Genomic DNA, 22,496 nt, shown 5'->3' on the forward strand with positions numbered 1-22,496 from the left:
GCTCATCACAGCGTGCCTCGAACTTGTGTCGTTATCTGCTAGGTCGCGACCGGCATCGTGACGGGTTCGAGGCTGACATAGCGGTTCTCAGCGCGGAACAAATCCATCTCTAGCAGCCAATCTTGGCCCGCTGCGCTGACATTCAGCATCGAGCGACCAACCTGCTCGATCATCACCTCAAAGCCATGGCGATTGCTATCGGACAACGTTGTACCGGCCGGCACAATGGTAATCACCGTGGCCGGTCTCGGTGTCGGCGCAATCGCACTATCAATCCCGCCACCGTCGTCGACGCCCCTTCTCCGCCGCGCGGCGTACTCAACGACGCTAACGGTGGTGCGCGGAGCGGGCCGTGCCGTGTTGACGACGGTGACCTCCGGCATGCGTACGCTGGCCCAGCGTTCGTTGTCGCGGGTGTGCACGCTGACCCGTTCGCCCGCACCGGCGGTGCGGATGACAACGCGTTTCGCGATCGGGTCATCCGCCGCGACGAATACGCGTGACGGCTCGCCGGCATCGGTGAGCGGGACCATCAGCCGGTCCCCGTTGCTCAGCTTGCCGATCAGCACACCTGAAGGTCCGATCTCGGCCATGAGCTGGGCCGGAAGCGGGCTTCGCCCCAGTCCCCGCAGGTTGGGGCGCGGACCGCACATGTTGGCAGCGGCCGCGGCGGCCTGCTCACCGTTGAGCCTTCGCAGGATCACGCTAGGCGGGGTGGGCGCCGGAGTCGGCGTGCGTATGGTGATCGTCGCGGTGCAGGTCGCATCCGGATAGACCGTTACGTTCTGGATGATCTCATCGGCGCGCAGTGTCCACGCTTGAGCGAGGACCCGTGACGTGATCGCCTCAGCGGGGTAGGCGTAGGTGGTCATCCATCCTGCTTCGCCGCGGATGGCCTTCCACCGCTGCGCCTGCCCAGCCACCGCGTCGGATCCCAATCGTCGATCCAGCTCGACCAAGTCCGTAGCAGTGGCCACCCTGGCCCGCAGACCTTGACAGCGCAGCAGCCCCGCGACGCGTTGGGCGACCGAGATAGCGGCCGTCCCTACGGTCGTCCGCCACTGCAGGGCTTGCGTGTTGTCAATCACCGGCAGCCGCATGATCAACCAGGTCTCCCGCCGGCCGGCATAGGGCGGGGTGCCGATCTCTGAGTCGTAGAACCGTGGGTAGTCGCCCACGGTGCTGTGCCGTGACCCGAATGTCACGGCGCTGATCGAGTCGAGCTGCAGGCCGAGGGCATGGTGCAGCATGGGCACCAGTTCGACGATGTCGATGACGTTGTCGGTTTCGACGGTGACCGAGCCGGTCACTCGGGTGGGCCGGTGTGCCCGGCCAACCAGTTGCACCGCCACCACCGCGGTACCGTCCTGCACGCGTACGCCGCCCCCGGATCGGTTGTTGGCCACCGTGATCGGGGCGCCCCAGTCGATCGGGCGCCGGCCCCGCCGCCACAGCACCGCCAAGGACCACGCCGGCTGACCCCACCAGGGCACGAACACCGCGAGGATGCCCACCACCACGGCGATCGCCGCGCCGATGTAGCCGCCCACCGGCCAGCACACCAACACCAGCAGGAACACCACCCATATCCCGACGACCCGCCGATTGCTGCCCGGGCTGAACCCGGTCAGTGTGGGCCTCATCGCGACCTCCGCAGCCGGGCCGCGACTGCCACCACCAAGACACCGGCGGCTACCACGCCGACGAACCCGAGGGCGATGTTGCGGGCCCGGTGATCCGGGGGTGGGGGCGGGGCCGCGGGGGTGATCACCCGACTCTGCGCGCCTGGCGACATGCGGTCGCCGGCAGGGATGTTGAACGTTAGGGCGGCAACCGGATCGACCAGCCCGTAGCCGACTTTGTTGTCGACTCCCGAAGGCGGGTTGTGCGCCGACTGCACGATCCGGTTGATCACCTGATGCGCACTGAGCTGCGGGTACTTCGCCCGTACCAGCGCGGCGACACCACTGACATATGCCGCCGAGAAGCTGGTGCCCCAAAACGGCATGTTCTTCTCACCCGGCCGAGACGGCGGGTAGGCATTGACCGGCCCGCCGCCCTGGGGAGACAGGCCCATGATGTGCGTTCCCGGAGCCGCCGCAGCGACCCACGGGCCCGACATGCTCTTGTCGAGCGCGGCACCGTTGGCATCCACGGCACCCACCGACAGGACGCAATCGGAGAACCACGACGGTGCGGAGACCACCTTGACCTGATGCCAGTCCCGCGGATCTGACGGGTCCAGCGGGTCATACATCGGATTGTTGTCGCAGCCCGCTTCGCCATCGTTGCCAGCCGCCGCCACTACCACCGCATCCTTGACGGTGGCCGCGTACCACAGTGCCGCACCCAGCGCGCCCTGATCGCCGGGCGCCGCGGCCGGCAGGCAGGCTGTCACCGAAATGTTGATAACCTTCGCCCCCATGTTGGCCGCATGCACCACCGCGCGGGCCAGCGTGCTCAGCGTGCCAGCCTTCACCCTCTCGTCCGAGTTGGGATCCGCTGGCGGCGGATTGACCTGTTCGAAGGCACGCGACGACTGCCGGATCGAAATGATGGTCGCGTGCGGTGCAACTCCCACCACACCGTCTGGCGCTCCTGGCGGAGGCGGGGGCACCGCCGGTTCGTCTTCGGTCTGTGGATCCGGAGGCCCGCTGGAAGGCATCATCGCGCCGCCCTCTTCGGGCGGCGGCGGTGGCGGTGGAACGGTCTGGGTGATCGTCACCGGGGTCGGTGGTGGCGGCGGGAGGACCGGGGGCGGGACCTCCACCGGTGGCGGCGGTGCTGCGCTGACCGCAGGTGGCCCCGCTGGCGGGGGGAATGCCGGCGTTGCCGGCATGGGCCGCGGCATTGGCAAAATTCCCTGTGGCGCAGCGCCAATGATCGAGCTCACCACCGTGCCATGGGCGTCGCAGTCTGACAGACCGTCCTCGCCCATGATGTAGTCGCCGCCGGGGACGACCGGCAGCCGCGGATTGGGCGAAACGCCGGTGTCGATGACCGCCACGGGCACACCTTTCCGGTGCTGTACTGCCACGCCTTGCTGATGTTGAGAAGGCTAAAGCCCGGCGCCAGTTGCGCCACGTCGGGATTTCTCACCGTGATCGGCGTGGAGCAGCTGTTGGCGCGGCGCATCGGATGCTCCGAGTGCGGCGGACCGTCGGGCGGCACCAGCGCCGGATCGACCGATGGAGGTGAGATAGCCCATGCGGCGGGAAGATTCGCCGACAGGGCCACAAGTGTGACGGCGACGGTGACAGCAGCGGTCCGTGCGCAGGCCCAGGCTAGTGGCGTAGCCAAGAGAAGAGCCCCCCTAGCGCTGCCGACGCGGGCAGCAACACGATCATGGCCAGCACCTCAAGTCATTCCACGGTCAACCGGATCAACGGCCTGAACCGAGTGGCCGGCACCAGAAGCGCGGCGGCCAAGCCCAATGCGGCGAACGCCGCGACTGCAACCACGGGCAAGACCAAACCGCCTGGCAGGTTCCTCGGGGCGGCCAGGGCGTACTTGAGAATTGCGGCGCACACCGCAGCGGACGCCCCGCACACCAAGGCGACCGCCTGATACTTGGCCGCGAATCCACGGCCTTGGGTGATGAAGATGCCCACCACCAGGCCCGCCACCAGCAGCGCCAGCCACGCCCACGATCGCCCGGGTGTCAGGACCCCCCATACGGCAACGGGCAGTACGACCGATACCCCGATGCAGATCCCTACCTGCACCGCGTTGACCAACCGGGCCGAGGCGGCGATCGCGGCTCCGCGCGCCGTGATGTCAGTCAGTTCGTTGTCTTCGTCCTCGCTTTCGTCTTCGCCGACCGGAGACACCGTGTCGACCGGCATCCCCTCGCGGCGCGCGAACAGATCGCGGCCCGTGATCGATCCAAAATGGGGTGGTCGCACCCGCGCCACCTACAGCGCGATGGTTGGAGTCATCCTCACCAGCACAAGTAGTGCGACCAAAACGCAAATCGCCAACACCTGCACCGACGCCGGCCGGAACATGCGTACCGCAGCAACAGCGGCGAGAATCCCGCATATGGTCACTACGGCCGTGACGATGGCGGTCTGCCAACGCTTCTCGGTCACCACACCTATCGCGATCGCGCCCAGGATCACGACCACGACACCGATAAGCCCATGCGCGGCGCCACGTTCGCCAGGTGGCGCACACGCGCCGGCGACCGCGAGCGCCATAACGGCCAGCCAGGCGAAGCCGCTGAACAGGTCACGGCGCTCGCGCCATCCCCACCGGACCACCAACGCCCCAATAACCAGTGACACGGCAATCCCACCGGCCACCGCGGCGGGGATCAAGCTGTCGGAGAAGGTCCGTGCCCGCAATGTGAGGGCCACTACCACCGAGATAGCCATGGCAATGATCGCGATCGCGGTGTGAGCTGCGGTCAGCGGAGTCACCTGCGCAAACATCCGGTCCCCACCGTCTCGGCCGAGCCACCTGCCCATCGCCGCCAATCCCGTCGACAGCGATTCGTACTGGGGCTCGAACGACTCACCGGCCACCCGGGGCACCAGCACCAATGTGTCGCCGTCTTGGACACCCAGTTCGTCGAGACTTTTGTTGATATCTAGCCGGACGCCGTTGATCTTGTGCAGTTCGTAGCTACCCGCCGGCAACGCGACACCGTCGAAGCCTTTGCGTTTCAGGTCGGCGTCGAAAAGCTCCACCATTCCCTCAAAGAATCCCTCCACCGGAATTCCGGCGGGGAATACCTGGGAGCACAGGTGTTTGTCGTAAGAAATATTGACCGCACAACGCGCCGGGAAGGCGACCTTATGCGGCGATGTCACGGCGCGGTCCGCTCGGCATCCGGAATGTATTTGTCGGCAAGGCCGGCGGTGATTTCAAATAGCCGCAAACGCGATTTCTTCTTCAATTCGTGCACCGTGTCGATGATCCCGCCCTTCGCCAAGTGCGGATCAAAAGGCATCACTTCCACAATTGCCCCCACCTTGGTGAACCGTTCGGTCAGGTAGGCGAGCGCATCCTTGTCTGTGATGGCATCGGTGTGGTTGATGACCACCGTGCTGCGCGAAACCAACTCGTGATAGCCCTGCGAACGCAGGTAGTCCACCGCCCGTAGCACCGGCCGGGACCGGTCTGCGGTGATGCCCGAGACGAAAACGAGTGTGTCGGTGCTCTGCAGCACCGACTTCTTGACGTCGTGCTCGAGGTCTGCAGAAGTGTCGACGATGATCACGGTGTGGGTCCGCCGTAGCCGGGAGAGCACTCCGGAGAACATCGCCGGCACCAGCGGTCTGGGCTGGTCGGACGTTCGATTACCGGCCAGCACATCCAGACCCACCGCGTTTTGCCCGAGGTGTTCGCGGATGTCCGCGTAGCCCTGGACGTCGGTGTCATTGATGCTCGCCGCGTAGTCCCCCGGCGGCGACTCATCGATGCGGTCGGCCAGTGTGCCGAATCCTGGGAACGCATCGATGGCAATCACGTTCTCGGGGCGGCACTCACGGAACACGCCGCCGATGCAGGCGGCCATCGTGGTGGCCCCTACCCCTCCCTTGCCGGAGACAATCGTGATGACGTACTGCCGGCGAATGTGCCACCGAATACGGTTTTGCAAGTCACGGTAGTGCCGCTCACTCGGCGATTAACCCGGATTTATTTTATGAAATGAAGCGCTGTAAATAAATTTGCGCCAACCCGACCCAGGAGGAATTTTCCTGGGTGCCGCCAGATCGGTAATACGCATTGTGTCAGATACCGAATCGCGAAAGTTGCGCCCGACCGACGGATCACTCCGTCCGAGCGTCCCTTCGTCCGACATATTCGGATCATTCCAAGGGCTTGTCACGACCGCGATGCTAACATAATTAGTGATTCCTCGTTTACCCGCCGACTAACGCTGCAAGCGCGTTAGTCGTTGCTATTTCCATGGCAATGTTATTCACACCACACGCCGGTAGGAGTACCACTCCTCACCGGCGGGTAGGCGACGGATGAGGCGCTGCACCGCTCCACTGATGTCGGTGCGCGACCCCGGTGCGAGCACTTGGTAGCGCCGCCGCCCCGACAGCACGCTCTCCACGCAGATACGACCCGCGGGCGTGTCGACGATGGCAACCGTGGAATCCCCGACGACGATCCGCGCCAAGCTTTCTGGCCCGACACCGGCCTGCAAAGCCACGATGGTGGCCTGCGCCGAGCGCGCGGGGTCTGCGGCCATGGTGACAATCTGCAGGTGGTCGACGTCGAGGCGCTGACTGAGCAGGAACGAGCGCAAACCGGCGGCGTCTCGTACCGATTGCAGCAGTTCCTCGGAATCCAGCGTGACCGGCCTAGGGCGTGTCTGCTTAATGTGAATGGTGTTTTGGCTGATGCTGTTTGGGTGATGCGGACGCATGCGATTTCTGATGATTTGTGGTCGCTGATCGTGGCGGTGTTGCCTGCGGGGCGGCGGCGTGGCCGGCCGTGGAACGATCATCGACGTACTCTGGAGGGCATTATCTGGCGTTACCGTACGGGATCTCCGTGGCGTGACCTGCCCGAGCACTTCGGTCCCTGGCAATCGGTGGCCGAGAGGCATCTACGCTGGTCGGTCGATGGCATCTACGCGCGGATCTTCGCGGCGATCGCCTCTGACCTCGACGCCGAGGACGCCGACCTGGGCGCACTGTTGTCGGTCGATTCGACCAGTGTGCGCGCCCACCAACACGCAGCCGGAGCGCGCGCCCCGGGCGCCGCACAGGGGGGATCTGTCGAATTACAAGAAATATCTCCATGAGCCCGATGACCACGCCATTGGGCATTCCCGCGGCGGGCTGACTACCAAGATCCACGCCTTGACCGACCAGCTGTGCAGTCCGGTCACCCTGGCACTGTCGGCCGGTCAAGCCAGTGATAATCCGATGCTTTGGCCATTGCTGGCCGCCCGGTGCAGCAACTCATACGCCCCGTTTCACCTGCTGGCGGACAAGGCGTACTCCCATGACTCGACGCGGGCACAGCTGCGCCGGCTCAAGATCGCCCATACCATCCCCGAGCGCAGCGACCAGATCACCCGCCGCAAAGCCAAAGGCCGCAACAGAGGACGGCCTCCGGGGTTCTCAGGCCGAATCTACAAGCACCGCAACACCGTCGAGCGAAGCTTCAACCGGCTCAAACACTGGCGCGCGGTCGCCACCTGCTACGACAAATACGCCCTGACCTACCTCAGCGGTGCCACCCTGGCCGCCATCATCACCTACCACCGCGTCCGCAATTAGCAGACAGGACCTAGCCGCATGTCGGGCCATCGTGTCAAGCACGGTGTTCGGCCTGGACCAGTGCGGCGTTGAATTGTGCACTTAGCGCGTTTGCATCGGCGGCGAAATGATCTACCACTGCGGCGATGTCATGGGCGATCCGCTCAATCTCGTCTTCGTCCTCGCCGGTCAGAACCTCCCACACTTCTTTTATCCCGGTCAGCGGGTCGCAGATGCGGGCCAGCAAGTCCAGAATCGCCGCGTGCACCTCGTCGATCTGGTCCGCATACCTGTCGAGTTGAGCGGCGATCGTCTGACATTGCCCCACAACGGAGGTCGTGCTGATGTAGGCATCAGGAAACGCTCGCTCGATGAGTCCTGACTCTGGAAGCTGCTGCGAACGGATTGCGCCCAGTGGACCCGCCGTCAGCTGGGTCTCTACCAGCGCGAACTTGGTGCCCTCCGCTGTCCACTCCGAAGCTGCTGTGCGCAACTTGCTCGAGTTGCCCGTCGGCCAGATCCTTCCTATGTATGGGGCTACCCATACCCAACCCGCCGGTGCGCTGTCAGCAGTCCCGACCGCCGACGGTGCGGAGGCCGCGACAATGCAGCTGGTCAACGTCGGCGGGGAGCGCGGCCGCCCGCCGCGTTACGTCCGACATCGCCTCAGCCAGCGAATAGTTGTGGGCCGACATGCGGACGCCGTCTCCGATGCTGCCCAACCCATTTCGGGTAGCCGCCATGGCCGAGAAGACCTTGGCCGCTGCCCTGTCATAGCCACGCCCAACCGCCGCGCCGACCGGATCGTCCCCGGCCATCCCGGCACAACCCGCCAGCACAGCGGACAACGATGCGATCACCGGCTCCCGCCCCTCGCCGGCAGCTACCACCGCGGCGCCAGCGCCATCGAGGGCCGCGGGATCCACGGCCAGCGGCGCCATCAGCTCATGACCACATGCTCTGATTCGCTGACATGACCGCGGTGTAGTTGGTGTGCGCGCTGTGTCCCGCGGACCGCAACTGAGCAAGCGCTTCGCGCATCATCGCTTCGCCACCGGCCCAATGCCGATGCGCCTCGGCATGGGCTGCCGCGCCCTCGCCCGTCCATGTCACGTGCAATCTGGTTACCAGGGATTCGATTTCAGCAATCATGGCTTCCGCGTGACGACCAAACTCCGCCATCCGCGCTACCGCATCGGACAGCGAGGCGGGATCCACCCGGAAGGGATCAGCCATGGCCCAACTCACGTAGAGCCCGCGCTGACGCCGCCTCGTTGGCCTGATAGCCCGCGCCCGCTTGGCCTACCGACTCCGCCAGCATCGACAGCCCCAACTGCACCTCTCCGGCACCGCGGCGCCACAATTCCCATGCCGAGGCAAATGCACTCCCCGACGCGCCGCGCCACCCGCCCAACATGTCGCCAACCTGTCCTTCCAGCTCAGCCAGTTCGCCTTGAAGATGTTCGGCAGCACCACGCAGCGATTCCGCGAAGCCAAGCATCGCAGCGGCATTCGCACTTAGCGTGCCGTCAGCATCCATGTCGGCAACCTAGCCACCCGGAGGCGCGTCCGCAATTCACCTGGCCGCCCCGCCCTGGGCCCACCCAGCGCACCTGGACAGCCATGTCCAACTCAATGCCACATGGCTTGTTACTTTCCGCGGAGCTGCTCGTCAATGCGGGAGCCCATCGTCGTGCCCTCGAGGCGATGGTTGGTCGTATTGAGGCATTCGCCGTAGAGCTGGATGCTGCCCTTCCCGCTAGCGGAGCTTTGGGTCAGCACCGCCACCACCCCGTTCTTGTTCAGGACGCGGCCAAAGGGGTGCCAATCAGGCGGAGGGCCATCACTCCAGCCGTGAGCAACCATGTCGGTCGCGATCTGTTGAAAGACCGTATTCGGTTCGGCTGCAGCGGGATAGCCCCCGGTGTCGTCAGTGGGCCACGCGAAACTCATGGAGACCAGGCCGCGATATGGCGGATCGCCTTGGTCATTGCATGACGAGAAGTCGAAGCGTCCGGTTGGATCCTGCAGGCCTGCAAAGCTGGCGATCTGTTTGGCCGGTTCGATGACTTGATCGCGGGCCTGTTGGTCCGACAGCGGATGAGCCGGCTGATCGATCTCGGGACGGTGCGGTCTCATCAGTGAACATCCTCCCAAGACGAGCACAGCCATCGCCACCCCGATATGCCGCAGTGCAGTGCGGGATCGGGCGCGGTGATCAGCGCGGCGGTTGGTAAGCGGGATAGTGGTGGTCATCATGGACGGTGTCTCGTGGACGGTCGCTTTCTGGATCGATGTATGCCGGAACGCCGGGGACCCGGAACGGTCCGACGTGCGGCTGCCGCCGCCCCTCGGCAATCAGGTCGTCGCTCGCAAGTCGGTCTGGATGGCCGCTGGCGATATCGGTAATGCTGCGCAGCGACTCGCTGCCCATCACGTAGTAATGCGAATGGTCGTGTCGGTCCATCGTTGCTGAGCCAGGTACTTCCGCGTGAAAGCGGACTGATCCAAAGCCGTCGCCGGCCGGATCACGACCCAAGCCGGCATCCAACGGAATCGGCACCCCATACTCCCTGAGTTTGCCTTTGAGTAATTCGCCAGGTACACCGCTGGATTCGCCGATCCAGCTGACCGGGTCCGTAGAGGCCGACCCGACGTAGACCTGTCCTCCGTCGAGATGGAAGTCGGCTACACTGCGCGCGAGATCGGTTCCAGGACATCCTATGAGGATTGCGTCGTTCGCGTGCATGCCGCTGCCGGGAAACGCATCGGCTACCGTGGTCAATCCGTAGGAGTGTCCAATTACGGTGACATGTTGGGGCGTCAGGCTGTTGTGGGTGACCCAAAGCCCGTTCACATCGTTGGCCAGCAGTGCACCGCCGCTGCGCGCGAGCCCCGGCTCTGTGACTCTCACGTCGGAAAATCCGTTGGGGGCGTCATATCCCATCCAGGCGATCACCGCTGTGTAGTGGTGCTCAGGGTCTGCGGCGAGGGCCTGATCATAAAGGTTGGTCGCATCGTCGTGGTCTGACATCCAGCCCTGCGCCACGCTGCTGCCGGTTCCCGGCACGATCACGGCGGTATTGCGTGCATAGTCCGGGTTGCCGATGGCGATCGCCGCTTTGCCCTCGCCGTTGAAGGCCAACGGGTCGTATGCCCACGGCATGACGGGCCTCGGGTCATCGGTCGCGTGCTCCCGGTCATAGATGAGACCGTCGCGGGTCCTGATGGCATTTCGATAGCGCGTGACATCCGAGCCCGAAAGCCCATACTTCTGCGGGTTGTTCACGATGTCGTCAGCCGAGACGCCGCGTTGCATTGCCACGCTTTCCACCCGGGTGATGTCGTCGTCCATCACGGCCTGGTTCACCAAATCACGAGTGATGGCGTTGATGCCGTTGAGATCGCCCAGTTCTGGTGGATGTTCGTCGATGAATCGCCCTCGCTGTTGCGGACTCAACGAATCCCACCACTTCTTGACCTCCTCGGCACTCGCGGTAGGCGCAGGGATCGCAATCACCTCAGCGGGTTCGGCCGGAGACTGCGGGGCGTCCAAGGCCTGGATAGCCGCCGGATCGAAGCCGTCGGCGCTCAGACTGGTCAGGGCTTGGTGCAGCAGGCCCGCGTATCCCGCTCGTATCGAATGCAATTGACTCACTGCCGATTGCGTGTCGCCGACGGCTTGATCTTCAAGTGCGCAAACAAGCGCCTCGAGGGCCCGTCTGTCCGCGGTTGTCAGTTGGGCGCCGTGTTCCAGCGCCAGCACCTCGCCAATTTCACTGTCGATGTCGCGCAGCTGCGCCTCCAGGCCCACAATCTGGCCAGTCGCTGACCGCTGCGCCCCGGCCAGACCGCCGGCAATGTTGTCCAATTGGAGCCCGATTTCCGGCAGCCTGGCAGCCTGCGATCTCAACGAAGTGGTCAGCCCCTGGACCTGGGGCGAATCGTTGATCGGGTGAGCGCCGTTCTCCCGATTCCAGGACGTCTCGAAACGGCGTCGTGCTTGCTCGAAGGCCGTGTCCGCCTCGGTGGTCGATCTGCCCGCATCGTGAAATGCCGTTGCTAGGTCTGATATCTGGGCCGGGCGACCAAGCTGCAGACTCTGATTGATCGCCCACGGGTCACCGCCGGCCTCGGCAATCAGAAGCGGGATGCTTATGTACCGGAGTTGCATCGCACCGTCCACAGCGTCGTGGCGTGACTCGAGCCTCTTGAGGTGGTTGATGCGCGCGGCGTGCGACGTGCGCTGAGTCGCGCCCGCTGCGACGGCAAATCGAGGACGATACCCGGCATCAGCGCTCGACACCCGAACTGAGGCGCACTACTTTGGATATGCCCGTGCGTCCGGCGGCATCCATCGCTCTCCAGCAAACCGGTGTCGATCAACATCGTGAACCCTCCCGCGCCGGCAGCAAGATTACTACCGCGAAATCGCCGGTCAAGTCACCTTGTGGCCGCACCGGACCTTCGCTATTTCAGCGGCGGCCGACCCGCCCCCGGCCCTTGCGCCATTCATTGCCATAGTCCGTAAAGGGTTTGTCCCTGGACGGCGGATCTGCAGGTCGTTCGCGATGCTCGGGATACTTATGTACCCGCACTCCACCGGACCGCTTGCAGCGCTTCGGCGTTGTGCTCATCCATGGCGGTGAATCCCTTGGCGGCCAAGTGTGCGTTGCTGCCGACCGCCGTCAGTGCTTCCTGATGGGCCTGCAGGTTCCGCACGTGTTGCGCATGCGCCGAGTGCACGGAGTTGTGAAACGCATCGGCGGCGGCGAAGTCGCCGAACATTCCTGACATGAGCGGCCCCAGCGCGAGACGATCGGCGCCTTCTTGGGCGTGTCCCCCGGCTCGGTGTGATTCGTTTCCCCCCAGGTGCAGCAGTCCGGTGTCAACAAACATGGCCAGCCTTGTCTCGTCCAAGTCGCCCGGCAACGCCCTGTCGCGGTCCCCGATGCGTCGCCGTCCCTCTCATCCTGGCCGCCACGCTAGTGACGCCCACCTTTGGTGGTCAATTCACCTTGATCAAGGCCTCACAATGCGCTGGCACCATCGGCGGTCCCATCACCGTCGGAATCGGTGATCCGCACATCTCATTGGCCGTCGCCATCGGTATCGACGTATCCGGTGATCCCCTCCTCTTCCGGACACAGCGCCCGGTCGGCAACCCCGTAGCCGTCGGCATCTATCAACTGATCGTCGGCTTGCCCGCGCCCGTCGAAGTCGACCAAGGGTCCACCGGTGTGCTCGACACCATCGAGACCGAACCAACGCAGTTGCCCGCCGCGCTCAGCGCCGACCGCCTACGTCCCCGAGCCGTCGTCGGTAAACACGGCTTCGGGGGTGCCGTCGTTGTCGAAGTCGAAGATGCCATGGTCGGCCATGCCGTCACCGTCGAAGTCCGCCAATGCGTCATCGCGCATGCCGTCGCCGTCGAGGTCCAGCCCGATGGCGTCAAGCCGCCCGTCACCGTCCAAGTCGAGATCGGGCGGGCGCTGCCAGATGGCCGCCGTTCCGTCCTCGCCACCGATGCAGTAGTCCACTCCTACTTGGACGCCACGCCTCCGCTAGGGGTTCCCCCGCGATTGCCACCAGGACAGCAGTTCGGCCTTGGCTTCCTCGATGGTCAACGGTCCACGCTCGAGCCGCAGCTCTTTGAGATAGCGCCACGCCTCACCGACTTGAGGACCGGCCGGAATGTCGAGCAGCGTCATGATCTGGTTGCCATCCAGATCGGGTCGCACCCGGTCCAGGTCCTCCTGGGCGGCCAGTTCGGTGATCCGCTCCTCGAGCCGGTCATAGCTGGCTTGCAGCCGCGCGGCCCGACGCTTGTTGCGCGTGGTGCAGTCGGCGCGCACCAGCTTGTGTAGTTGCGCCAGCAGCGGTCCCGCATCGGTGACATAGCGCCGCACCGCCGAGTCCGTCCACTTCCCATCGCCGTAGCCGTGGAATCGCAGATGCAGATACACCAGCTGCGAGACGTCGTCGGCCATCTGCTTGGAGTACTTGAGGGCGCGCATCCGTTTGCGCACCATCTTGGCGCCCACCACCTCGTGGTGGTGGAAACTCACACCGCCGTTGGCCTCGTGGCGTCGGGTGGTCGGCTTGCCGATGTCATGCAGCAGCGCCGCCCACCGCAGCACCAGGTCCGGTCCGTCGTCTTCCAGTTCGATCGCTTGGCCCAGCACGGTCAGCGAGTGCTGGTAGACGTCCTTGTGCTGGTGGTGTTCGTCGATGGCCATCTGCATGCCACCGATCTCGGGGAGCACCACCTCGCCCATTCCGGTGTGGACCATCAGGTCGATGCCGGCCACCGGATTCTCGCCCAGCAGTAGCTTGTCCAGCTCAGCGGCGACCCGTTCGGCGCTGATGCGTGCCAGTTGCGGGGCCATTTCTTCGATCGCGTCCCGCACCCGCGGTGCCACGGCGAAGCCGAGCTGGGAGACGAACCTCGCGGCTCGCAGCATTCGCAGCGGGTCGTCACCGAAGGACACCGAAGGGGCGGCCGGCGTGTCGAGCACCTTGTCGCGCAGCACCGACAAACCGCCCAACGGATCGAGGAACTCGCCCGGGCCACTGGCCGTGATCCGCACGGCCATCGCATTCACGGTGAAATCGCGGCGCACCAGGTCGTGTTCGAGGCGCTCGCCGAAACGGACCTCGGGGTGCCGTGAAACCTGGTCGTAGCTGTCGGCCCGGAAGGTCGTGATCTCCAGGCGGTAGTCGTTCTTGGCGATGCCAATCGTCCCGAATTCGATGCCCGTGTCCCACACGGCATCGGCCCAGGGGCGCACGATCTTCAGTATCTGTTGCGGGCGGGCGTCGGTGGTGAAGTCCAGGTCGGGGGACTTCAACCGGCCCAGCAGGGCATCCCGAACCGAACCACCGACCAGATACAAGTCGTGACCCGCATCGGCGAACGCCGATCCGAGTTCACCAAGCACGGCGGCGTGCCGATTGAGGGCTACCGCGGCGGCGGTCAGCAGGTCGGCATCCTGGACGGTTTCAGGCACGTTCGATCAGCCTAGTCACCAGACTCCACCGCGCGACCAGACGGCCGGTAACGGGTGCCCACCGCCCCCGGATCCGGCACCGAAATCGGGGCGCGAGGCCGCGGATGCGGCCGGCGACGGCGAGTGCGTCCTGAAGACCCGCTCCCGCCAGCTAATATCGCTTGGGTGTCGGAGGGCGAACAAGCCAAACCACGTCGACGCCGAGGCCGGCGTCGCGGACGTGGCGCTGCACGCTCAGCCGAGAATCATACGGACAACGCCGAGTCCACCGACCCGAACCCGGCGCCCACCAAGGGCCGCAGACCCCGCCTCCCCCGTCGCGGCCGTCCGGACCGGTTGCGGACCGTGCACGAAACATCGGCCGGTGGCCTGGTCATCGACGGTATCGACGGACCGCGCGACGAGCAGGTCGCGGCGCTGATCGGCCGGATAGACCGGCGCGGACGCATGCTGTGGTCACTGCCCAAGGGCCACATCGAGATGGATGAAACCGCCGAACAGACCGCGATCCGCGAGGTCGCCGAGGAAACCGGCATTAGCGGCGGCGTGCTCGCCGCGCTGGGTCGCATCGACTATTGGTTCGTCACCGACGGCCGGCGTGTGCACAAGACCGTGCACCACTACTTGATGCGGTTCTTGGGCGGAGAACTCTCCGACAATGATCTCGAGGTCACCGAGGTCGCGTGGGTGCCGATTCCGGAACTCCCGTCGCGGCTGGCCTACGCCGATGAACGGCGGCTGGCCGAAGTCGCCGACGAGTTGATCGACAAGCTGCAGACCGACGGTCCCACCGCGCTCCCGCCGTTGCCGCCCAGCGCGCCGCGCCGACGGCCCCAAAATCACTCACGCACTCGTCACGCAGCCGAAGGATCCCCACCCGGACGCAAGAACGGTCACGGACCGGGGCCGTGACCGCGTTGCGACTCCCTTGGTCCGGGATGCGGCGCCTCGCCGCCGTGATCGGCATCGTTGCCGGGTTCGCGGTAGTGCTCACTGCGCCCGCCGCGCCCCGCGCATCGGCGGGCGAGCCCGGTGCGATGCCGTTCGTGCAGGTCCGAATCGATCAAGTGACCCCAGACCTGGTCACCACCACAAGCGACCCGGTAATCACGGTCAGCGGCATGGTGACCAACATCGGCGACCGCCCGGTTCGCGATGTCATGGTCCGGCTAGAACACGCCGCCGCGGTCACGTCGTCGTCGGCGCTACGGAAGTCGCTGGACGGCAGCACGGACCAGTACCAGCCGGCCGCGGACTTCCTCACGGTGTCCTCGGAACTGCGGCGGGGCCAACAAGTCGGCTTCACCCTGTCGGCGCCGTTGCGCTCGCTGACCAAACCATCGCTGTCCATCGATGGTCCCGGAATCTTCCCGGTGCTGGTCAACGTCAACGGGACGCCCGACTACGGTGCGCCGGCCCGTCTGGACAACGCGCGCTTCCTGCTGCCCGTCGTCGGGGTGCCCCCCGATCGTGACGCCGACTTCGACGCTCCCGTCACGCCCGAGACCGACAAGCCGGTTTGGATCACCATGCTGTGGCCATTGGCCGATCGGCCTCGATTGGCCCCCGGCGTTCCCGGCGGGACCATTCCGGTACGGCTGATCGATGACGACCTGGCCAGCTCGCTGGCCAGCGGGGGCAGGCTGGATACCCTGCTCTCCGCCGCCGAACTGGCCACCAGCCGCGACGTCGACCCGGAGGGCACCGTCACCCGCTCTATCTGTCTGGCCGTGGACCCCGACCTGCTCGTTACCGTCAACGCGATGAGCGCGGGCTACGTCGTATCCGATTCCCCTGACGGCCCCGCTCAATTGCCCGGCACCCCGACACATCCGGGGACCGGCCAGGCGGCCGCAAACATCTGGCTGGACCGCCTGCGTACGCTAGCCCGGCGGACATGCGTGGTGACACTGCCTTACGCCCAGGCCGACCTGGACGCCTTGCAGCGCGTCAACGATCCCCGGTTGAGCAACATTGCCGTCATCAGCGCCGCCGACATCGTCGATCGGATCCTCGACGTCAAGTCGGTACGGGGCGCGGCGGTACTGCCGGACGGACCGCTGACCAGCCGCGCGGTCGACCTCCTCAACGCCGACGGCGGAATGGTCACCATCGCGGCCGCCGACTTCTCCGCGCACGTCGCCGCCGAAGGCGGCTGGGCCACCGCCGATACCGCACCCCGACGGTTGTCGGCTGAGGTGGTCGCCGCCCCGTTCGACCCGGCCGTCGGCGCCGCCCTGGCGGCCGCGGGGAGTAACCCGACCGTTCCCACCTACCTGGACTCCTCGCTGTCGGTACACATCGCCCACGACTCGCCAACCGCACGCCGCCAAGACGCCCTGGGTGCCATGTTGTGGCGCAGCTTGTGGGGGGAGGCGGCACCACGCACCCAGATCCTGGTCCCGCCCACCACCTGGGACCTGCACAGCGATGACGCACAGCTGATCCTGACCGCATTGGCCACCACCATTCACTCCGGCCTGGCGGTGCCGCGGCCGCTGTCGGCCCTGATCTCCGAGGCGGCGGCGCACACCGAGCCGCCGGAGCCGCCCGGTCCCTACCCTTCGGCACGGGGCCGATTCGACGATGACGTCACCGCCCAGATCTCCGATCAGAGTGGTCGCCTGTGGAAACTGACGTCGGCCATGACCACCGACGACCGCACCGGACTGACCGGGGCGCAGTACACCGCACCACTTCGCGAGGACATGCTGCGCGCTTTGAGCCAGTCGGTACCGCCCGATACCCGCAACGGCTTGGCTCAGCAACGGCTGGCGGTGGTCGGCAACACGATCAACGACTTCTTTGGTGCGGTCACCATCGTCAATCCGGGTGGCTCCTACACCCTGGCCACCGAACACAGCCCCCTGCCCCTGGCCCTGCACAACGGCTTAGCGGTGCCCATCCGAGTCAGGCTTGAGGTCGACGCGCCGCCCGGCATGACGGTCACCGATCTCGGTGAGATCGAGCTGCCGCCGGGGTACCTGCCCATTCGGGTACCGATCGAAGTGAATTTCACCCAGCGCGTCGCTATCGACGTGACGCTCAAGACTCCCGACGGCATGGCGCTCGGCGAACCCGTGCGGTTGTCCGTGCATTCCAACGCCTACGGCAAGGTGCTGTTCGCGATCACGCTGACGGCCGCCGCTGTGCTGGTGGCGCTGGCGGGACGGCGGCTTTGGCATCGCTTCCGCGGTCAGCCCGACCGTGCCGACATGGACCGGCCCGATCCTCCCGCCGCCCGGCACGCCGCGTCCGACCATCGGGTCGATGAAGAGCACCGAGTATGAAACCGGCTCCGCGGCGAATCCCACCAGCGCCGCAGGAAAGCCCTCCGGCGCGACCGCCCGCACCACGGGGTCCGGTTTCAGCGCCGGACCCTCGACGGCTTCCCGAGCGGCTCACGGTGACCTACGGCCAGGCGGCTGCGGGGCCACCGAAGCGCGCTGAACTCTCCGATGCCGCGCTGGTATCGCGGTCGTGGGGCATGGCCTTGGCGACGTTGGTCAGCCGGATCACGGGTTTCGCCAGGATTGTGCTGCTGGCCGCCATTTTGGGCGCGGCGCTGTCGAGTTCCTTCTCGGTGGCCAATCAGCTGCCGAACCTGGTCGCCGCGCTAGTGCTGGAGGCAACGTTCACCGCGATCTTCGTGCCGGTCCTGGCTCGCGCCGAGCAGGACGATCCCGACGGTGGGGCCGCCTTCGTGCGCCGGCTCGTGACGTTGACAACCACGCTGCTGATCGTGGCAACCTCGCTGTCGGTGCTGGCCGCGCCACTGCTGGTGCGGTTGATGCTGAGCCGCGACCCACAGGTCAACGAGCCGTTGACCACCGCCTTTGCCTACCTGCTGCTGCCTCAGGTGCTGGTCTATGGGCTGTCGTCGGTGTTCATGGCGATCCTGAACACTCGAAACGTGTTCGGGCCGCCGGCCTGGGCGCCCGTCATCAACAACGTCGTCGCCATCGCGACCCTGTTGGTGTACCTGGCAGTCCCCGGCGAGCTGGCCGTCGATCCGGTCAAGATGGGCAATGCCAAGCTGCTCGTGCTTGGTGTCGGCACCACGCTAGGCGTGTTCGCGCAGGCCGCGGTGCTGCTGGTCGCGATTGGGCGCCAGCACATCAGCCTGCGGCCGCTGTGGGGAATCGATGACCGGCTCAAGCGGTTCGGCGCCATGGCCGCCGCCATGGTGCTGTATGTGCTGGTCAGCCAGCTCGGGCTGATTGTCGGCAACCAGATCGCCAGCGGGGCCGCGGCTTCGGGGCCGGCCATCTACAACTACACCTGGCTGGTGCTGATGCTGCCGTTCGGCATGATCGGGGTAACCGTGCTGACGGTGGTGATGCCGCGGCTGAGTCGCAACGCCGCCGCCGAGGACATCCCAGCCGTGCTCGCCGACCTGTCGCTGGCCACCCGTCTGACGATGATCACCCTCATCCCCACGGTCGCATTCATGACCGTGGGCGGGTCGGCAATGGGAAGCGCGCTGTTCGCCTACGGAAACTTCGGCAAGGTCGACGCCGGATATCTGGGCGCGGCGATCGCACTGTCGGCCTTCACGCTGATCCCCTATGCGCTGGTGCTGCTGGGACTGCGGGTGTTCTACGCCCGCGAGCAACCCTGGACTCCGATCCTGATCATCATCATCATCACCAGCGTCAAGATCGGCGCCTCGGTGTTGGCGCCGCACCTCACCAATGACCCCGACATGGTCGCCGGTTATCTGGGACTGGCCAACGGGCTCGGATTCCTGGCCGGCGCGATCGTCGGCTACTACCTGCTGCGACGTGCGCTGCGCCCCGGTGGCGGCCAACTGGTCGGCACCCGTGAGGTGCACACCATCCTGGTGACCATCGCCGCGTCGCTGCTGGCCGGACTGCTGGCCTATGTGGTGGATCGGCTTGCCGGGCTAGGCCAGTTGACCGTGTTCGATGGCGGAATCGGTTCGCTGCTGCGGCTACTCATCCTGGGCGTGATCATGGCGCCCATCGTGATTGCGGTGCTGCTCGCCGGGCAGGTGCCCGAGGCACAGGCGGCTCTCAACGTGGTCCGCAACCGGATCGGAACGCGCCTTGGCAAACCGGGTCCACGCAGCGTAGCTGTGCTGGATCCATCGTCTGGCGATCACGACGTCACGTACCCTGAGCAAAGGAAGTCGTCCCTGCCGGGGGAAAATGTGGTCCAGGAGCCGATCCGGCGCAAACCCCCGGTGATCAGGGCCGGGATAGCGAAAGGACCGTCGGTGACCGACCGCCCATCGGATAGCACCGCCTCATCGAGTTCCGCGTCGGATATCGATCTGCCGCGGCCAGTCGCCGACGATTTTCAACCCGACATTCCGGCCGGCCCAGACCGGGGCCGTGGCGCGAGTCAACGCCCCTCGGATCAGTCGAACGGCGATTCCGTCGGATACACCCGCGGACCCATTCCGTTCGACGCTCCACGCGAGCGCAGTGCGGAACCCTCGGCGCCGCAAGACGATGTCAATCTGGTCCCGGGTGCCCGCATCGCCAACGGCCGCTACCGGCTGCTCGTCTTCCACGGCGGTATCCCGCCGTTGCAGTTCTGGCAGGCACTCGATACCGCCCTGGATCGACAGGTGGCGCTGACCTTCGTCGACCCGGATGGCACCCTGCCCGAAGATGTCCTGCAGGAGATTCTGGCCCGCACCCTGCGACTGAGCCGGATCGACAAGCCGGGCGTCGCCCGGGTGCTTGACGTACTGCACACCGCCTCCGGCGGGCTGGTGGTGTCGGAGTGGATTCGCGGCGGCTCGCTGCAGGAAGTCGCCGACACGGCACCCTCGCCGGTCGGGGCCATCCGGGCCATGCAGTCGCTCGCGGCGGCCGCCGACGCCGCCCATCGGGCCGGCGTGGCCCTGTCGCTGGACCACCCGGGCCGGGTCCGGGTCAGCATCGAAGGTGATGTGGTGCTCGCCTACCCGGCGACCATGCCCGACGCCAATCCGCAGGACGACATCCGAGGCATCGGCGCCGCGCTGTATGCCTTGCTGGTCAACCGGTGGCCGCTGCCGGAGGCTGGGGCAGACAGTGGGTTTGCGCCGGCCGAACGCGATGCGTCCGGCAATCCCGTTGAGCCCGCCGCCGTCGATCGCGACATCCCGTTCCAGATCTCGGCGGTGACCGTCCGGTCGGTTCAAGAGGACGGCGGGATACGCAGCGCCTCAACACTTTTGAACCTACTACAGCAGGCGAACGCGGTGGCCGACCGGACCGAGGTGCTGGGCCCGATCGAACCACCCGCGCCGCCCGCCCCCGCCCGCTCCCCCGCACCCACGGGTGCAACCTTTGGGCGCCGCCGCCGCAACCTGCTGATCGGGATCGGCGCGGGCGCCGCGATTCTGCTGGTAGCGCTGCTGGTGTTGGCCTCGGTGCTCAACAAGATGTTCGGAAACGTCGGCGGCGGCCTCGACCGGGACCAGCTCGGCCTCAACGCCCCCACCGCGTCCACCTCTGCGGCCGCCAGTTCGGCGCCGGCCGGCAGCGTCGTCAAACCCACCAAGGCCACCGTCTTCTCACCGGATGGCGAAGCCGATAACCCGGGCCAAGCCGACATGGCCATCGATGGCGATTCCACCACGTCCTGGGAGACCGACACCTACAACGACCCGGTTCCGTTCCCGGGCTTCAAGAATGGTGTCGGGTTGATGCTGCAACTTCCGCAGCCCACCGTGGTCGGCTCGGTCACCCTCGACGTTCCCAGCACCGGCACCAAGGTGGAGATTCGTTCGTCACCAACTCCCAACCCGTCGAAGCTGGGTGACACCACCGTGCTCACCTCGGCTACCGCACTCAAGCCGGGTTCGAACACCATCGCGGTCAATGCCTCCTCCCCCACCTCCAACCTGCTGGTGTGGATTTCAACGCTGGGCACCACGGACGGCAAGAGCCGCTCCGCCATCTCCGGGCTCACGATCCGGGCCGCCTCCTAACGCAGCGCACCGCGCGTCGGGGTGAAGTGCTCGACGGCCCGGGCATTGGTTAATGTCCGCCCGTGGCTTTCGGGGGCAAGCGGCAACGCAGGGACACCGCGCGACAGCGCACCGATGCCGAGCTGTTGGCGGCTTTCGTCGCCGGGGAACAGCTCGCGTTCGAGGAGCTGTTTCGCCGCCATCATCGGCAGCTCTACCACCTGGCGCGGCTCACCAGTCAAACCCCGGAGGACGCCGAGGACGCGCTTCAGGAAGCGATGATCTCGGTGCACAACTGTGCCGGCTCGTTTCGCCAGGACGCGGCGGTCACCAGTTGGCTGCACCGCATCGTCGTCAATGCCTGTCTGGACCGGCTGCGCCGGGCCAAGTCCAGGCCAACCGTGCCACTCGAAGATGTCTACCCGGTGCCCGATGCGACGACCCGTGTCGAGACAGCGATCCTGGTGCGCCGCGCCCTGATGCGCCTTCCCGTCGAGCAACGTGCCGCGGTGGTCGCCGTCGATATGCAGGGGTATTCGATCGCCGACACGGCATTGCTTTTGGGCGTGGCCCAAGGCACCGTCAAGAGCCGTTGTGCCCGTGGTCGGGCCCGGCTCGCGCGGCTGCTGGGCTACCTCGATGCCGACATCAACGCCGTGGACATGAGCTCGCCCGACCGGCCCGGATACCCGCCGGGCGGGGACTGCCCGCGTGATGCATCGAGTCAAGATGCCTGCGAAACCTGGTTCATGCATCAGGTAAGGAATGCCCGCGAAATCGGGGTCAGGTGGTGGTCTTGCTTTTGATGCGGATGCCGGCTTTGAGGGCGGGTAGAGCGGCGGGTATGGCGGCGAGGTAGAGCTGTTCGGTCTTGTCTTTGGCGAGTCTGAGCAGGGCGGCTTGCAGGTCGGCGATCTGGTGGGCGATCGCGGCGGGGTTGAGGCTGTTGCGGTAGGTGAGCAGCTCTGTTTGTTGGGCCGCTGAGAGGACTCCGGCGGCCAGCAGCCGGTCCAGGGGGGTCTGGGGCTTGTCGTAGAGCCGGCGGCGGTGACCGTCGCGGCTGCAGCCGTAGCTGATGGGTTTGATGGTGGGGGTCAGGTAGTTGAGCCGGTCGTTGACCAGGTGCCACAGCCGGTTGAGCACGGCGCGTTCTTCGTCGGTGTCGTAGCGGTAGTAGAACCCGTAGCGACGCACGAGGTGGTTGTTTTTGGACTCGATGGTGGCCTGGTCGTTCTTCTTGTAGGGCCGTGAGCGGGTGAAGAAGATCTCCATGTCCGCGGCCCACTTGATGACCGCCTTATTGAGGAATTCGGTGCCGTTGTCGAAGTCCAA

12 protein-coding genes and 7 pseudogenes are annotated in these 22,496 nt (G+C 65.9%); 5 read left to right on the forward strand and 14 right to left on the reverse strand.

All coding sequences use genetic code 11. The features are described from left to right. Window positions 1-38: 38 nt before the first annotated feature. The 5 genes and pseudogenes from eccE to G6N41_RS02895 all read right to left on the reverse strand — a co-directional run. Window positions 39-1,643: a type VII secretion protein EccE gene (gene eccE / locus G6N41_RS02875; protein ID WP_198966547.1), complete on the reverse strand. Its 1,605-nt coding sequence runs from the start codon at window positions 1,641-1,643 to the stop codon at window positions 39-41. Continuing rightward, a pseudogene (gene mycP, locus G6N41_RS02880) lies at window positions 1,640-3,135 on the reverse strand (type VII secretion-associated serine protease mycosin). Before mycP ends, eccE begins: the two are co-directional and overlap by 4 nt. A 149-nt stretch (window positions 3,136-3,284) precedes the next feature. Continuing rightward, window positions 3,285-4,814, reverse strand: a pseudogene (eccD, locus tag G6N41_RS02885) (type VII secretion integral membrane protein EccD). Next, window positions 4,811-5,836 (reverse strand): annotated as a pseudogene (locus G6N41_RS02890) (MinD/ParA family ATP-binding protein). Before G6N41_RS02890 ends, eccD begins: the two co-directional pseudogenes overlap by 4 nt. Window positions 5,837-5,929: 93 nt before the next feature. After that, a pseudogene (locus G6N41_RS02895) lies at window positions 5,930-6,322 on the reverse strand (ESX secretion-associated protein EspG); the annotation flags it as partial. A gap of 48 nt (window positions 6,323-6,370) precedes the next feature. On the opposite strand from G6N41_RS02895, the pseudogene G6N41_RS02900 reads away from it, so the two are divergent. Beyond that, window positions 6,371-7,247, forward strand: a pseudogene (locus G6N41_RS02900) (IS5 family transposase). 49 nt (window positions 7,248-7,296) lie between these two features. Here G6N41_RS02900 and G6N41_RS27810 read toward each other — a convergent pair. The 8 genes and pseudogenes from G6N41_RS27810 to G6N41_RS02945 form a co-directional block, all read right to left on the reverse strand. Then, a pseudogene (locus G6N41_RS27810) lies at window positions 7,297-8,167 on the reverse strand (ADP-ribosyltransferse); the annotation flags it as partial. Window positions 8,168-8,171: 4 nt separating this feature from the next. After that, window positions 8,172-8,462: a WXG100 family type VII secretion target gene (locus G6N41_RS02915; RefSeq protein ID WP_012396963.1), complete on the reverse strand. Its 291-nt coding sequence runs from the start codon at window positions 8,460-8,462 to the stop codon at window positions 8,172-8,174. Further along, on the reverse strand, window positions 8,455-8,766 hold the full coding sequence (locus tag G6N41_RS02920; protein WP_012396964.1) for a WXG100 family type VII secretion target: 312 nt from the start codon (window positions 8,764-8,766) through the stop codon (window positions 8,455-8,457). The genes G6N41_RS02915 and G6N41_RS02920 overlap by 8 nt, the downstream gene beginning before the upstream one ends. Before the next feature lie 110 nt (window positions 8,767-8,876). After that, a complete protein-coding gene (locus tag G6N41_RS02925) occupies window positions 8,877-9,482 on the reverse strand; it encodes a hypothetical protein (RefSeq protein ID WP_231608794.1) in 606 nt (201 codons plus the stop codon). After that, entirely contained in the window at window positions 9,445-11,400 is a 1,956-nt protein-coding gene (locus G6N41_RS02930; RefSeq protein ID WP_198966550.1) for a putative alpha/beta hydrolase, read from the reverse strand. The genes G6N41_RS02925 and G6N41_RS02930 overlap by 38 nt, the downstream gene beginning before the upstream one ends. A 410-nt stretch (window positions 11,401-11,810) precedes the next feature. Then, entirely contained in the window at window positions 11,811-12,125 is a 315-nt protein-coding gene (locus tag G6N41_RS02935) for a DUF2563 family protein (protein WP_020731163.1), read from the reverse strand. A gap of 191 nt (window positions 12,126-12,316) precedes the next feature. Next, window positions 12,317-12,766, reverse strand: a pseudogene (locus tag G6N41_RS02940) (pullulanase). A gap of 24 nt (window positions 12,767-12,790) precedes the next feature. Further along, a complete protein-coding gene (locus G6N41_RS02945; RefSeq protein ID WP_198966551.1) occupies window positions 12,791-14,236 on the reverse strand; it encodes a CCA tRNA nucleotidyltransferase in 1,446 nt (481 codons plus the stop codon). 165 nt (window positions 14,237-14,401) lie between these two features. Here G6N41_RS02945 and G6N41_RS02950 point away from each other — a divergent pair, with 165 nt between their 5' ends. The 4 genes from G6N41_RS02950 to sigM all read left to right on the forward strand — a co-directional run bounded on the left by G6N41_RS02950 (window position 14,402) and on the right by sigM (window position 21,970). Then, window positions 14,402-15,148 (forward strand): NUDIX hydrolase, encoded by a 747-nt coding sequence (locus tag G6N41_RS02950; protein WP_198966552.1) that lies wholly within the window; start codon window positions 14,402-14,404, stop codon window positions 15,146-15,148. Then, window positions 15,145-17,526: a hypothetical protein gene (locus G6N41_RS02955; protein WP_198966553.1), complete on the forward strand. Its 2,382-nt coding sequence runs from the start codon at window positions 15,145-15,147 to the stop codon at window positions 17,524-17,526. Before G6N41_RS02950 ends, G6N41_RS02955 begins: the two co-directional genes overlap by 4 nt. Further along, window positions 17,523-21,185, forward strand: coding sequence for a murein biosynthesis integral membrane protein MurJ (murJ, locus tag G6N41_RS02960; protein ID WP_407663718.1), 3,663 nt, complete (start codon window positions 17,523-17,525; stop codon window positions 21,183-21,185). Before G6N41_RS02955 ends, murJ begins: the two co-directional genes overlap by 4 nt. 62 nt (window positions 21,186-21,247) lie before the next feature. Beyond that, window positions 21,248-21,970, forward strand: coding sequence for an RNA polymerase sigma factor SigM (gene sigM, locus G6N41_RS02965; RefSeq protein WP_231608795.1), 723 nt, complete (start codon window positions 21,248-21,250; stop codon window positions 21,968-21,970). On the opposite strand, the gene G6N41_RS02970 is transcribed toward sigM, so the two are convergent. Continuing rightward, window positions 21,948-22,496 (reverse strand): hypothetical protein, encoded by a 549-nt coding sequence (locus G6N41_RS02970; protein ID WP_231608476.1) that lies wholly within the window; start codon window positions 22,494-22,496, stop codon window positions 21,948-21,950. The genes sigM and G6N41_RS02970 overlap by 23 nt on opposite strands.

The organism is Mycobacterium shottsii (genome assembly GCF_010728525.1).
Lineage (GTDB): Bacteria > Actinomycetota > Actinomycetes > Mycobacteriales > Mycobacteriaceae > Mycobacterium > Mycobacterium marinum.